Raw genomic sequence first — 13,948 nt, forward strand, 5'->3', positions numbered from 1 at the left:
TCGCCGGCCATGGCCCTGCATGGCTGGCTGTGTTTGGTCAATCCTGGCTTGTGGCCGACTTGGCTCTGGATTTGGCAGGAGCCTTGTCCAGATAGGGCTTGAGGTAGCGGCCCGTCACGCTGGCCGGGTTGGCCGCGACTTCCTCTGGCGTGCCCTGAGCCACGACCTGGCCGCCGCCCGAGCCACCCTCGGGGCCCATGTCGATCAGCCAGTCTGCGGTCTTGATGACGTCGAGGTTGTGCTCGATCACGACGATGGTGTTGCCCGCATCGCGCAGCTGGTGCAGCACTTTCAGAAGCAGGGCGATGTCGGCAAAGTGCAGCCCCGTGGTGGGCTCGTCGAGGATGTAGAGCGTGCGGCCGGTGTCGCGCTTGGACAGCTCTTGTGCGAGCTTGACGCGCTGGGCCTCGCCACCCGACAGCGTGGTCGCGCTCTGGCCCAGGCGGATATAGGACAGACCCACGTCCAGCAGGGTCTGCAGCTTGCGCGCAATGCTGGGCACATCCTTGAAGAAGGCATGAGCGTCTTCGACCGTCATCTCCAGAATCTGCGAGATGTTCCGGCCCTTCCACTGCACTTCCAGTGTTTCGCGGTTGTAGCGCTGGCCGTGGCAGAGGTCGCAGGGCACGTAGACATCGGGCAGAAAATGCATCTCCACCTTGACCACGCCGTCGCCCTGGCAGGCTTCGCAGCGGCCGCCTGAGACATTGAACGAGAAGCGCCCGGGGCCGTAGCCGCGTTCCTTGGCGGTATTGGTTTCGGCCATCAGCTCGCGGATGGGCGTGAACAGGCCGGTATAGGTTGCGGGGTTGCTGCGCGGCGTGCGGCCGATGGGCGACTGGTCGACGTTGATGACCTTGTCGAAATAGTCGATGCCCGCGATATCGTCATGCGCAGCCGGCTCGGTGCCTGCACGGTGTACCTGGCGTGCCACTTCGGCATACAGCGTGTCGTTGACCAGGGTGGATTTGCCCGAGCCCGAGACACCGGTCACGCAGGTGAACAATCCGACGGGGAAGTCCACCGTCACGTTCCTGAGGTTGTTGCCGCGCGCGCCTTGCACGGTCAGCGCCTGAAGGTCGGTGCGCGCCTTGCTCGCAGATTCCCGCTTTTTGGCGGCCGTGACCGGAAAGCGCGATGTGCTTTGGCTGGTTTCGGCTTCACTGTCCTTGCGCAGCACGGGCAGCCAGGCGGTGCGCTGCCTGGGCACGGGAATGCTTTGTACGCCGCTCAGATAGCGGCCCGTGGGCGAATCGGGGCTGGCCTTGATGTCTTCATAGCTGCCCTGGGCCATGATGCGGCCGCCATGCACGCCGGCGCCCGGGCCCATGTCGATGATCTGGTCGGCCGCCCGCATCATGTCTTCGTCATGCTCGACCACGATCACACTGTTGCCGATATCGCGCAGGTGCTCCAGCGTGGCAATCAACTTGTCGTTGTCGCGCTGGTGCAGGCCGATGGAGGGCTCGTCCAGCACATACATCACGCCCGTCAGGCCCGAGCCGATCTGGGACGCCAGGCGAATGCGCTGGGCCTCGCCGCCCGAGAGCGTGTCGGCGCTGCGATCCAGGCTCAGGTACGAGAGGCCCACATCGTTGAGGAAGAGCAGGCGCGAGGCGATCTCGCGCACGATCTTGTCCGCAATCTCGGCCTTGGCCCCGGCCATGCTCAGCTGCTTGAACCAGCCCAGCGCATCGGCCAGCGTCGCATGACTGACTTCATAGATGGAGCGGGCCTGCTCGCCATCGCCCACGCGCACAAAGCGCGCTTCGCGGCGCAGGCGCGTGCCTTCGCATTCGGGGCATTTGCGAACGCTGCGCAGCTTGGCCAGGTCGTCGCGAACCACCTGGGATTCGGTCTCGCGAAAGCGGCGCTGAATATTGGGGATGATGCCTTCGAACGGGTGCGACTTGATAAAGGCTTCGCCCTTGCGTTCGCCGCTCTCGAAAACATAGTTGAACTCCATGGACTCGTCGCCCGAGCCAAAGAGAATCACGTCGCGCACCTTCTCGGGCAGCTCCTCGAACGCCGTCTCGGTGCTCACGCCATAGTGCTTGGCCACGCTCTCCAGCATGGAGAAGTAGTAGTTGTTGCGCTTGTCCCAGCCCTTGATGGCGCCGCTGGCCAGACTCAGCGACGGGAAGGGCACGACGCGGTCGGGGTCGAAGGCTTCGCTGTTGCCCAGGCCGTCGCATGCCTGGCAGGCTCCCATGGGGGAGTTGAAGGAAAACAGGCGCGGCTCCAGCTCGGGCAGGGAGTAGTCGCAGAGCGGGCAAGCGAACTTGGCGCTGAACAGGTGCTCCTTGCCGCCGTCCATCTCCAGCGCGATGACGCGGCCGCCGGCATCGGCACCGCCGGCGCGCAAGGCCGCCTCAAAGCTCTCGGCCAGGCGCTGCTTGATGTCTTCGCGCACCTTGACGCGGTCTATCACCACATCGATGTTGTGGCGCTCGTTCTTCTCCAGCTTGGGCAGGGACTGGGCATCGTAGATCTGCCCGTCGACACGAAAGCGCACATAGCCCTGGGCCTGCAGCTGCACGAAAAGCTCGGCGAACTCGCCCTTTTTCTCGCGCGCCAGGGGGCCGAGGATCATCAGCTTGGTGTCTTCGGGCAGCTGCAGCACGCTGTCCACCATCTGGCTGATGGTCTGGGCCTGCAGCGGCAGATTGTGGTCGGGACAGAACGGTGTGCCGGCACGGGCGTAGAGCAGGCGCAGATAGTCGTTGATCTCGGTCACCGTGCCCACGGTGGAGCGCGGGTTGTGGCTGGTGGCCTTCTGCTCGATGGAAATGGCGGGCGAGAGGCCCTCGATCAGATCGACATCCGGTTTGTCCAGGCGGCCCAGAAACTGGCGTGCATAGGCCGAGAGGCTCTCGACATAGCGGCGCTGGCCTTCGGCGTACAAGGTATCGAAGGCCAGGCTGGACTTGCCCGAGCCCGACAGGCCGGTGATCACAACCAGCTGGTTGCGAGGAATGTCCAGGTCGATGTTCTTGAGGTTGTGCGTGCGTGCGCCGCGAATGGCGATGCGTGTCTGCGCCAGAGAACGGCCCAGATAAAGGCTGTCATCATGGACTTCAGAGGGCGAATCAGGCTTCAGGGACACGGGCGCTCCAGACGGGGAAAACTCTCCATGATAGTCAGACGGGAATGAGCGTGACTAGATGATTCAGGTTCACGGACAATCTACGGTTTTATTTCCTCTCTTTTGCCCGGCAGTGATTTAGTTAACCTGGGCATAAGACTTTGACTCTTGGCAAAATCTGAGCGTGAAAAAAATCAATACCTCCCCCAGCGCGGGCACGCAGGGCACGGACAAATCCTCTTCCACCATGACCTCCCAGGAACGCCGCTCCAGCGGCGCCCTGGCGCTGATCTTTGCGCTGCGCATGCTGGGCCTGTTCCTGGTGCTGCCCGTCTTCATGCTGGAGGCACGCAAATACCCTGGCGGTGACGACCCTGCCATGATCGGCCTGGCCATGGGCCTGTATGGCCTGACCCAGGCCCTGTTCCAGTTGCCCATCGGCCTGGCCTCCGACCGTATCGGCCGCAAGCCGGTCATCGTCGCCGGCCTGCTGGTGTTTGCGGCGGGCAGCCTGATTGCGGCCATGGCCGACTCGCTGACCGGCCTGATGGCGGGGCGTGCCATTCAGGGCGCAGGCGCCGTGTCTGCCGCCGTCACGGCCCTGCTGGCCGATCTGACGCGCGATGGCGTGCGTACCAAGGCCATGGCCATGGTCGGCGGCAGCATCGGCCTGATGTTTGCACTGGCGCTGGTACTGGCGCCGCTGCTCAATGCCTGGATCGGCCTGTCCGGCATCTTCGGCCTGACCTGCGCGCTGGCGTTGGCCGGTATTGCCGTGGTGCTGTGGGTGGTACCGCCCGAGCCCAGACAGCATGCCGATGCGCCCAAGGGCCGGTTCAGCGAGTTGCTGGGCCAGTCCGATCTGCTGCGCCTGAATTTTGGCGTCTTCATTTTGCATACCGTGCAGATGTCCATGTGGGTGGCCGTGCCGGCCATGCTGGTACAGGCCGGTCTGGCCAAGGAGCAGCACTGGCATATCTATCTGCCGGCCGTGCTGCTGTCCTTTCTGGCCATGGGTCTGCTGTTTTCCATGGAGCGCAAGGGCAAGCTGCGCAAGGCCTTGCTGGGAGCCATTGGTCTGGTACTGGTCGTGCAGATCGGTCTGGGCATGCTGGCCGCCAGCGGCACCATTCCGACGGTCTGGTGCATGGCGCTGCTGATGTTTCTGTTTTTCTGCGGCTTCAATGCGCTTGAAGCCACCCAGCCCAGCCTGGTCTCGCGCATGGCTCCGGCGCCGCTGCGGGGTGCGGCATTGGGTGCCTACAACACGCTGCAGTCGCTGGGCCTGTTTGCCGGTGGTGCTGTCGGTGGTGCAGTCGCCAAATTTGCTGGCGTGCCGGGCTTGTTCATCATGACGGCTGTGCTCGTTGCCCTGTGGCTGCTCGTGACCTGGCCGCTGCGCCCGGTGGGACGTCACTGACTTACAGCAACACCGCCTGAGGCGCTGTGCGCCTAGGCGGCCCCGCCTTCCCCCTCTCTGCTACGCGGAGGGGGATCGGCTGCTCGCGCGTAGTGGCCCCTTCCTGCTGGGGCACCATGTATCGCCGCGATGGGATATAGGGCAATCCCGCGCTCGTCATGGCTTGCTTGGGGCAAAATACGAGGTTCATTGGTTCGGGACCTTTCGTAATTGCCCGGGCCACTTTTTGAAAAGGTATCTCTATGGCATCCGTCAACAAAGTCATCATCGTCGGCAATCTGGGCCGTGACCCCGAAATGCGCACCTTCCCCAGCGGCGATCAGGTGGCCAATGTGACCATCGCCACAACAGACCGCTGGCGCGACAAGAACACCGGAGAAAACCGCGAAGCCACCGAATGGCACCGCGTGGTCTTCAACGGCAAACTGGCCGAAATCGTGGGCCAGTACCTGCGCAAAGGCAGCCAGGTCTATGTGGAAGGCAGCCTGCGCACCCGCAAGTGGACCGACCAGGCCTCCGGCCAAGAACGCTACGCCACCGAAATCCGTGCCGACGCCATGCAGATGCTGGGCAGCCGCCAGGGCGGTGGTCAGCAGCAAGGCGGCTACGGCAGCGATGATGGCTATGGCGAAAGCAGCTACGAAGCACCCCGCCGTCAGGCTCCCGCTCCCATGCAGCAGCGCCCCGCACCGGCACCCATGCAGCAGCGTCCTGCTCCTGCACCCATGGCTCCTCCTCCCCAGCGCGCAGCTTCGGGGTTTGACGACATGGATGACGACATCCCGTTTTAGAGCCTACCTTTCCTGATTTGTAAACAAGAGGCCCGAGATGACGAATCTACGGGCCTTTTTCTTTGTTAACATTTTTTTCGAAGGCCGATAGTGTGTACTTATCGACTACCTTTGAGGAAATGTAAACATGTCAGTAGGCTATCAAGTCAGAACGATACGTTTGGAGTCTGGTGAGCGGCTTCCGCTGCTACTAAGCGAAGAAACTGGAGTGCCAGTCTGGGATGTGACGCTGTTCATCCTGACGGCGCTGCGCTCTACCAGTTTGGCGACCAACACGATTGCGCATGCGGCTAGAGCCGTGATGGTCGGCCTGCAGGTTTTTCGTTACTTGGGTATCGACCTGAATCAGCGCCTAGAGCAAGGAAAGCTTCTCTCGTTGAGTGAAGTAGATGAGCTTGTGAATTTGGCAGGGCTGAAGCAAGAAGAGCTTGACGCACTCCTAGGAAACAAAAAAAAGTCGCAGGCAGCGTCTCGTGTTGTTTCGCTTGAAAGAGCGCGTATGCGCACCTCAGCTAGAGCTTCAAAGCGAGTCGAGTCTGAAACGAAGGCCACTCGACTCATATATATCCGCAAGTACATTGAATGGCTAAGCGCAGGCAGACGCTTGAAGCTTGATGTTGGTCACGAGCACTTCCGTGCTTTGAATGTAGCGACTGAGACTGTGGTAGGCCAACTGAATGCACGCATCCCTGGTCGCGACCATGACGCCGGTGGCCGACAAGGTGTCAGTGCTGAGGTGCGCGCCCGAATACTAGAGGTCATAAACCCTGATAGCCCAGAAAACCCTTGGAAGGGCAGGCATGTTCGCCTTAGGAATCAGCTCATTTTCATGTGGCTGCTTCTGCTTGGTATTCGGAATGGTGAACTTCTGGGGGTCTATGTCGATGACGTCAATCTCCGCAAAGGAGAAGTTGTCATCACCCGCCGACCAGATAACCCGGAGGATGAGCGCGGGAACGCTCCACTGGTTAAGACAAGAAGCAGGCTCTTAGCCCTTAGTCCTGGGTTAATGGACCTTACGCGTGATTACATCATTGGGAAGAGCAAGGATAAAAAGGGTTCGCGTTCGAGCATCAAGGGCGCGCGACGCCATCCTTACCTTTTTGTGGCCAACGGTACAGGTGCAGCACTGTCAAAGCCGGCCCTCAACAAGCTTTTCAGAGAGCTACGGACGAAGGTGCCTGGACTAACTAATGACCTTTCGCCTCATGTGCTGCGTCACACCTGGAACGACGATTTCTCCGAGCTAATGGACACAAAGGGTGTGTCATCAGAGGATGAGGAAAGGATGCGGCGCCAGGCGATGGGTTGGTCCCCTCAATCGAGGATGGCCGGTCACTATACGAAGAGGCATATCGAACGAAAGAGCAATGAAGCCTCACTAGCGCTGCAAGCCAAATCGTTCAAGCCCACAGATAAGAAAAACTGATGAAAAAAGACTTGCCTACCACTGAGAATCTCCCCGCCCGTCCTTTGAGTACGCTAGGACCGGTGCGCACCAAGTCTGGTATTGAGTTTGACGCCAGTGCTGATATCTGGGCATTTCGTGATGACGTGACAGACGTGAGTCTGAACTTTAGTCAGCTGACGAACATTTCAGATGAGTTACGTGAGAGTGCGAAAAGAGTGCTGTCTTGGTACGCCGAGAACAATTCATCCGCTCATATGAGGAATCTTTTTCAGCGATTCCAGCACTTCATTCGTATGACGCCGAGTCAGCTCTCAAGTATCAGTGATGTGAGCCTACTCAATTACCGTGCGGGCCTTGACGAGTCGACAGGTTGGTATCTCGGAACTCTCGCCGGATTTCTGAGGAAATGGATTCAGCTGGGTTATCCCGGTGTTGATGAGGGCGTGGATTTACTGCTGAAGCAGCTGCGACTTAAGGGAAATCGAAAAGGTATAGCTGTGCTGACCTGGGACCCCATAGATGGTCCATTCACAACCAACGAGATGGAGGGCCTTCACGCCGCGTTGAACCAAGCCTATGCCTGCGGGTCAGTGTCTGAAGAAGACTACGTCTTGGCTTGGTTGTACATTTTGCTGGGTCAGCGAAATCAGCAATACGCAGCCCTAAAGGTCTGCGATGTACGGGTTAAGAGAAATGCTGAGGGGGTACTTAAGTACTCGATACACATGCCTCGCGCCAAGAAACGCACTAAGAACGCCCGTGCAGAACTGAAAGAGCGCTCTCTCCTTGAGCAGTTTGGCGAAATTCTTGTAGCTTATGCTGAAGGTGTATGCAAGCAATTTGAGGGCCGTTTGGTGGACCCAATGCAGGCTCCTTTGTTTCCGACAAAGCGCTCGGCGGGTGGTACTAACGGATTCGAATTTCACCGGACTGCGCTGGATATTGGAAAGACTATCACCACCGTGCTTGAGGGGCTGTCGGTCGTCTCAGAGCGTACGGGAGAGGTGATGAGCATTACTCCAACACGCTTCCGAAGAACGACAGGGACGCGGGCGGCAGAGGAAGGCTACAGCGAGCTCGAAATCGCAGCCCTCCTTGACCACAGTGATACCCAGAATGTTCAGGTGTATACAGCCAGCTCTCCAGCAATCATCGACCGAATCGACCGAGTAATTGCAATGGGAATTGCGCCTTTGGCCCAGGCGTTTGCTGGGAAATTGGTGGATGGGTTGGGCGTTGACACCTCAAATCGCATTATCGACTTGCGTGTCGACCGCAGCGGTGCACCTATGGGGGACTGTGGGAAACACGGTTTCTGTGGTTTCAATGCTCCCATTGCTTGCTACACGTGCTCAAGCTTCGAAGCATGGGTTGATGGGCCACACGAAGGCGTCTTGGCACACCTTCTTGAAAACCGTGACAGGCAGCTTCAAACCACCGACAAGCGAATTGCGTCTATCAATGACCGCACTATCTTTGCCGTTGCCGCAGTGATTCGGCTTTGCGAGGAGAAAAAAAATCCCGCTGTTAAAGCAAGTGAGGAGACAAAGCTGCTCCCTCTAGAAGCCAGCGAGGAGACCAAGGATGTCTAACTTGGTTCTATTCAAGCCACGTCGCGAACTCAGTGCTGAGAAAAATCTGGCGGCGTTCGTTGCCATGTGTCGTGACGAATTGACAGCTTTAGGGGCTGACCTCCCGTTCGACGAGATGAAGTGGGATGTGACGAACCACATAAAGCTCAAAGGCAAAAATGGGGCGCTGCGTGCAGTCTTCAGCACGTGGGAGTCTGCCGATGACAGCGAGCCGGCACCTATGGCTGAGCCCTATGCCGCTTTCGCAAAGTCATACTTCCGCTATCAACATGCCTTTTGTCCAACAAAATCCATAGGTTCTCGGCTTGCTGCAACCCGGGCCTTAGGTGCGGCATTGGCTGAATATGGTTCGCATGACATCACTCTCGTTCATGGCCAGGTGCTCAATCGCGCAGCTCAGCTCATAGCTGTTCATTACGGTAAGGACACTGCTTATCGGACTGGACAGCAGCTAGAAATGTTGGCGTCATTTATAGACAACAACCGGTTGGCTTCTGTCCCATTGCGTTGGGTAAACCCAATTGAGCGCCCAGTGCAGACGGCTGGGCGAGTTGGTGAAGAGTTTGAAGCTCGCCGGCAGGAAATGCTCCCTTCCCCCTTCGCTCTTGACGCGCTGGCTCGAGCATTCCGTGCCGCATCTGAAACCCCGGACGTTGTTGTGGCATCTGTGGCCGCAATCATGTGCTCGGCCCCGGACCGCGTGAATGAAGTGCTGAGGCTCCAGACAGGATGTGAGGTGCATAGCTCCCGGCAGGAAGCGCCTGAAGCGTATGGGCTACGTTTCTGGCCTTCGAAAGGTGCAGACCCGATGGTCAAATGGGTTGTGCCATCAATGAGTTCAGTGGTTCAGGAGGCGATTAGAAGGTTGCAGGGCACTTCCTCCGAAGCCCGGCAGGTGGCTCGTTGGTACGAGGATAATCCGAGCGCGATGTACCTGCCTTCGCATCTAGAGCACCTGCGAGGGAAAGACTTGTTCATGGATGAACTAGGAGAAGTCCTTTTCGCCGAGCCTGTTAGTCGGACGTCACCAGGGCAGTGGTGCACCGGGAACAAAGTTCCGACCTTCTCTGTCGGAAAGAAGAAAGCCGTCAAGTTCTCTGATGTTGAAGCGGCCATCCTTGGGGAATTACCTCGTGGGTTTCCTTGGCTTGATGCTGATATCGGCCTGCGTTACAGCGAGGCGCTATGCCTCGTTCGGCGCAATGAGTTGCACAAAAGCAGAACGACGTTTCGAGGCATCGTCGAGGCTGTCGACCAGAATTTCATCGCCACTGGTCTGGGCAATCGCTCTGAACACGGTTTCAAATCTATTTTCGATAACTTGGGGCTGTTCGAAGCCGATGGTTCACCTATTGCTATTCGGACGCACCAGTTCCGGCACTACTTGAACACACTCGCTCAAGCTGGAGGCTTGAGTGAGTTGGACATTGCGAAGTGGTCCGGCCGTAAAGACATTCGCCAAAACGAGGCATACAACCATGTCTCCGACCGTGACGTCCAGGCCCGTATTGCTGAGCTTAAGAGAGAAGTTGAGGAGAGCTCATCGACCGATTTGGTCCCTCAGGTTCGCATCAGCCTCGTGCCGAGGTCAGAGTTCAAGAAGCTAGGAATTCAGGCGGCTCACACAACGGATTTCGGTATGTGTGTTCACGACTTCGTCATGTCCCCGTGTCCACTCCATCAGGATTGCAACAACTGCAACGAGCAGGTGTGCATCAAGGGGGACAAGGTCGGCGAAGCCAACGCAAGGGCAGCGCATGAGGAAACAGCGAGTCTGCTGGAAGCTGCGAAAGAAGCTGATGCCGACGGGGAGTATGGTGCGTCGCGCTGGGTTCAGCACCAGACGTTGACCCACTCTCGCCTGTCAGAGCTTATCGCCATCTTGGACAACCCGCGGGTTCCGGAGGGTGCCCTTATTCGCCTCACGCACGTTGAGCAAGCATCTCGACTTCAGCATGCAGTGAAAGCCCGCGCAGCCCTTGAAAAAAAGTCCGACGAGCCGCGCTTGCTGAAATGGATTGTTGTTGAAGAAGGAGCTACTGAATGAGCCGAGCAAAGAATCTTGATGATGAGGACATCGCAAGGATTGTCGGCATATTGGACGGTTGGTCAGGCAGCTTGACATGGGATGCCCTCATCGATTCGATTGAGAAGCATCTCTTCGTGCGTTACACGCGCCAGGCGTTGCACAAACACGTTCGTATTCGGGATGCCTTCACTTTGCGTAAAAAGGCACTTTCATCAGAAAAGCCTCGAAGTCCAAAGGTGGCCTCCAGCCCTGAGTTGGAGCTCGCATGGCAGAGAATTGACAGACTAGAGGCTGAAAATAAGCGGCTGGAGCTTGAGAACACGAGGCTGCTTGAACAGTTCGTCCGGTGGGCATACAACGCGAATACGCGTGGGTTGGATGCTCACTTCCTCAATCAGCCATTGCCTCCAATTAGCAGGAAGTAGCTCTTAGAGGCAGCAGTGACTTGGTAAGAAGTGGGCAACCTGGGGCGGTGCCTCACTTCTTAATTTTCAAGCATGTGCCACACACGGAAGTAATCAGCACCGGCATCCCCCATCGCCTTCTTCCAAACAGCCTCGCCTTTTTCCTTCAGAGCCTTCCGAGTAGCGTAAGGCGTTGCTGGTGCGCCCAGATGGGGAGCAAGTGCGATTGCTGCGTTGCGTGGAACGCCTGCTGACCTCAGCGCGATTTGTTCAGTGGTCCTGACTCCGTAGAGCACCATCGATGGAATGTTGGTTACCTCTGTCTGCTGGCTGAGCGGTAAATCCTCGATACCTTTCCCAAGCTTCATCGCAAGCACAGAAGACAGGCCCCAGGAGGCTGTCATTGCGAGACGCTTAAAGCCTCTGACGCAGTTAGCCAGAGCATCTTCTTCGTTTGCTGCGTCGGAGAAGTAGGTCGTGGCCAGGGTGTCAAAAGATGCACCGTTCACCCAATCTGCGAGCATATCCGCAAGCTTTCGGCCATCTCCGCGGCCCGCTTCCGTTAGCTCATCTCTGATTTCGGGAATGGTGAGCAAGACACCCATCACATCGCGAAGTGTTCCGCTTTTTCCTGAAAATAACTCACTAGGACTTTCTAAGTCAGACAAGTCTTCCACAGCACTCAAGCGACCCAGTGCACCCTTCACACTTTCGAAGCTGAAGCCAGTTGAGTCCACTAGCGTTACTGCTCCCATGTCCTGGGCAATTCGAGCTGCATATTGACGTGAAGCTCGCAGCAGCTTGCTTGCAAGCTGAGGCTTTTCTTCTCGCAGTACTTGATAGCCGAAGGTGCCACGCAGAACCAGCTCAATTTGGTCAGCGAATTTTGCCTGACCGACCTGTCGCAGGGTGTGAGCGATGAACTGGCTGAAGTTGGACCATTCCTTCTTGTAGACCAATTGCGAAAGTTCATGTTCACCTGCCAACAGGTCAAGGTCATTAACCATTGCGATTAGGCGTGAGGCGAGGTCAACCATCGACCTTTGAACAAAAACTCTACATTCGCTTTTCTTCTCCTCACTCGTCGCCGCAAGCGCAACAACGCCAATTGCATCTTGGTCCACTCTACCCACTCGCCCGGCGATGTTCCAAAACTCGGCGTAGCCCATCTTCTCCCCATAACCCATTGGCTTCTGTAGAGAGGAAATGACAAGATTGGAGATTGGAAAGTTGACACCCTGCGCCAAAGTGGTCGTGGCACACAGAGCACGTAAGCGCTTGTTCTCGAATAGCCACTCCATCGCCTGAGCTAATTCCTCAGGAAGGCCTGCGTTGTGAACGCCGACCCCTTGCTTAAGCAGCTTGGCAAGACTACATGCAGGCCCCAGCTCGTGGCTTGCAAAACGACCAACAGCAGCCCGGTCTTCAGCACCCTCCAACTCAGCCTCTGGAACCTTTGCTAGATATTCTGCAGACCTCCAGGTAGCTGCAACGGTCTGGCAAAGGATGACGGTAGGCCCACGTGATGAAAGTAGCTGTGCTGTCGCTGCAGACAACTTACTTGCATTCTGGTGAAGCACTGCTGGAGTGAAGCCCAATTCAGGAGCAACACCATCAAGCTTCAACTGTTCATCCAGATGAAGTGTGTTCTTGCGCGTCGCTATTGGTTCAAACAGGATATGGTCTGCCTTCGCACCCTTTTTTCCTTTGGGTGGAGGGCATACGACTCCAACGATGCGGTCATTGGGAACCCATTGAGCTTCGACTGAATAGTCTTTATAGCTCTCCCGGTCGAGCCATTGAGCTACGCGTTTTGCATTGCTGATGAATGGCGTTAAGAGTAAGAAACGCGCATTGATATGCTCTCGATTCACAATCGAGAGCAAAAGCTCCAACTTAACGGCTCTGTCATCGCCGGCACCGATGCCGTGAGCCTCATCTACAACCACCATGGACAGGCGGCCTAGTTTTGAGCACAGCTCTTCCCGCCTAATGAGCAAGTCGAGTTTTTCAGGTGTGCACACCAGAACATCAACCCTTGGCCCATCGACTTCAGGGTTTTTGGCCGTTAGCGCACTAACTTCTAAAGTGTCGAATTCGAGCGCTGGAGAGAGCTTTTCCACTCGTTTATTAAGCGGGGAAAACTCTCGCCGAAGGCGATTTGTTACTTGATTTACGAGAGCTCTCGTGGGTGCCACATAGGCAACCCAGCCTGGTTCAGTACCCAGGTCATTGAGACTCTGCAAAATACCAAATTGCGCTAGTAAGGTCTTGCCGCTGGACGTCGGAAAATTGACAACCACGGACCGGTGCACATTGGTGGCGAGCCCTTGGTGACGTAACGCTTCACGCTGTGGCGGAAGCAGCTGCAAAATAGGACGTGATGCGCGGTTCGTCAGGCTCTCTGCAAATTGTCTTGCCAGTTGATTTGCACCGCGGGTCGCAGCACGAATAGAGCTACTTTCAAGGCAGTGAGCTGTAGGCCGCAACAAGAAAACGATGTCTAGATTTTGAACTCCTCGAGCGCGGTCCAATGCGGACATGACGCGGTCGAAGTACATATCTATCTGTGCTTTTATATCTCCAGCACCGTCCGCGCTGCCTGTTAAGAGAAAGTCGGCGAGACGCTCACTAATAGTCGCAAGGAAGTAGAGCCCGATGAGCTCAAGTGCTGCGCCGTGGGCGCCGCCACTGAGTTTTTGAAGATAAGCTTTCTCATAGGCCTTCTGCGTTGAGCGCAGCAGGTTCGCCCCCTCTTTGGCCAACATGAGGTCGTTCTGGGACCCATGCCGCAGAATACCCAGCCAGCCGGACCAGACGGTCTCTCGGGCGAATTCAAGCCAGTCACCTTCGGGAGTTGCGTTGACCTTGATTGGAGCCTGCTCTAAAAGCTTTCGACCCTCTTGTGGAAGGTCAGCCAAGACAGCCAAACAAGCGGCACGCAGGTGCCAAGACATAAATTCAGAAGAATCTGTGTCGTTGGGGCGTTGCTCTCGCAGGAGGGAAAATGCGTGCTTGGCAGCGCTTTGCTGCTCTTTGCTCAGTTCAGGGTTGCCGTCGAGAGCATCCCATGTCAGCAATTCAGCTACCAAGCTAACGTAGGCATCCTGCGGCTCCTGGTCGATGTTGGAGCCCACAGCAGCATGCACGCGGCGACGCATTGCCTGCTGGTAAGCGGTCTCAACTGAAGTCAGGGTGGGAGTCATAGGAACTGTT

The 13,948-nt window shown here is 57.2% G+C and carries 8 protein-coding genes; 6 read left to right on the forward strand and 2 right to left on the reverse strand.

Annotated features, from left to right (window positions below):
• Nucleotides 1-37 precede the first annotated feature (37 nt).
• On the reverse strand, nucleotides 38-3,106 hold the full coding sequence (gene uvrA, locus EIC84_RS12835; protein WP_003064708.1) for an excinuclease ABC subunit UvrA: 3,069 nt from the start codon (nucleotides 3,104-3,106) through the stop codon (nucleotides 38-40).
• Between the two features lie 226 nt (nucleotides 3,107-3,332).
• On the opposite strand from uvrA, the gene EIC84_RS12840 reads away from it, so the two are divergent.
• From EIC84_RS12840 to EIC84_RS12865, 6 genes are all read left to right on the forward strand, one after another.
• Entirely contained in the window at nucleotides 3,333-4,505 is a 1,173-nt protein-coding gene (locus EIC84_RS12840) for an MFS transporter (protein ID WP_034361954.1), read from the forward strand.
• Nucleotides 4,506-4,747: 242 nt separating this feature from the next.
• Nucleotides 4,748-5,296, forward strand: a complete 549-nt coding sequence (ssb, locus tag EIC84_RS12845) for a single-stranded DNA-binding protein (protein ID WP_003064700.1) — start codon at nucleotides 4,748-4,750, stop codon at nucleotides 5,294-5,296.
• A 127-nt stretch (nucleotides 5,297-5,423) separates the two neighbouring features.
• The gene (locus EIC84_RS12850; protein WP_003064696.1) at nucleotides 5,424-6,725 is read left to right on the forward strand and encodes a tyrosine-type recombinase/integrase; all 1,302 of its coding nucleotides are present in this window, start codon (nucleotides 5,424-5,426) and stop codon (nucleotides 6,723-6,725) included.
• A complete protein-coding gene (locus tag EIC84_RS12855) occupies nucleotides 6,725-8,299 on the forward strand; it encodes a site-specific integrase (RefSeq protein ID WP_003064693.1) in 1,575 nt (524 codons plus the stop codon). Before EIC84_RS12850 ends, EIC84_RS12855 begins: the two co-directional genes overlap by 1 nt.
• Entirely contained in the window at nucleotides 8,292-10,346 is a 2,055-nt protein-coding gene (locus EIC84_RS12860) for a hypothetical protein (RefSeq protein WP_003064690.1), read from the forward strand. The genes EIC84_RS12855 and EIC84_RS12860 overlap by 8 nt, the downstream gene beginning before the upstream one ends.
• Nucleotides 10,343-10,753, forward strand: a complete 411-nt coding sequence (locus EIC84_RS12865) for a hypothetical protein (RefSeq protein WP_003064687.1) — start codon at nucleotides 10,343-10,345, stop codon at nucleotides 10,751-10,753. The genes EIC84_RS12860 and EIC84_RS12865 overlap by 4 nt, the downstream gene beginning before the upstream one ends.
• 59 nt (nucleotides 10,754-10,812) lie before the next feature.
• On the opposite strand, the gene EIC84_RS12870 is transcribed toward EIC84_RS12865, so the two are convergent.
• Complete coding sequence (locus tag EIC84_RS12870) at nucleotides 10,813-13,938, reverse strand: DEAD/DEAH box helicase (RefSeq protein WP_003064684.1); 3,126 nt, start codon at nucleotides 13,936-13,938, stop codon at nucleotides 10,813-10,815.
• Nucleotides 13,939-13,948: the final 10 nt, after the last annotated feature.

Source organism: Comamonas sp. A23, from assembly GCF_004522605.1.
In the GTDB taxonomy this organism is placed as follows: Bacteria; Pseudomonadota; Gammaproteobacteria; order Burkholderiales; family Burkholderiaceae_C; genus Comamonas; species Comamonas thiooxydans.